General features: G+C 69.9%; 1 protein-coding gene. It reads left to right on the top strand.

What is annotated here, in order from left to right; genetic code table 11:
- The first annotated feature begins 136 nt into the window (after positions 1 to 136).
- The gene (locus tag MKK84_RS19385) at positions 137 to 379 is read left to right on the top strand and encodes a hypothetical protein (RefSeq protein WP_243922584.1); all 243 of its coding nucleotides are present in this window, start codon (positions 137 to 139) and stop codon (positions 377 to 379) included.
- The last annotated feature ends 116 nt before the right edge of the window (positions 380 to 495 follow it).

Below are 495 nucleotides of genomic sequence, written 5' to 3'. Positions count from 1 at the left end.
GCGGGACCCGGTGAGCGTTGCCATCATCTCTGAGAGGGCCCGCACGCCGTCGCAAGCTGCGAACACCTCGGGCTTGAGCGCCTGACGCCGCGCGAAGGCAAGGAGTTGGCCCGTGAGCTTGGCGGCGCGGTCCACCGTGTCCCGCATCCGGATCGAGACCGAGCTGCCCGAGCATCCCTGCTTCGTGGACGTCGACCCGAGCCAGTTCGACACCGCGCTGGTGAACATGGCGGTCAACGCCCGGGGCGCCATGCTCACCGGCGCCCTCTGTACCCGCCGCGGCCCGCCGCCCCCGAGCCAGGGCGGCCCGGCCAGACAGGTCCAGATTCGTCTTCGGGGCGTCTCAGCGACGAGGGGAACCCTCGCCGAGTCAGGCTGACTCGTTCACTCGGTACTAGACAGTGAGGATCGCATGCTGCGAGCCGATGCACCCGGTGCGCGCCAGACATCAGCCCGAGAGCGAAGTTCCGCTAGTCTGCGACAGCGGCGGCCGCC

Origin of the sequence: Methylobacterium sp. E-065 (genome assembly GCF_022829605.1) — a bacterium.
Taxonomy (GTDB): domain Bacteria; phylum Pseudomonadota; class Alphaproteobacteria; order Rhizobiales; family Beijerinckiaceae; genus Methylobacterium.
This window is presented reverse-complemented; position numbering and strand designations above follow the sequence as displayed.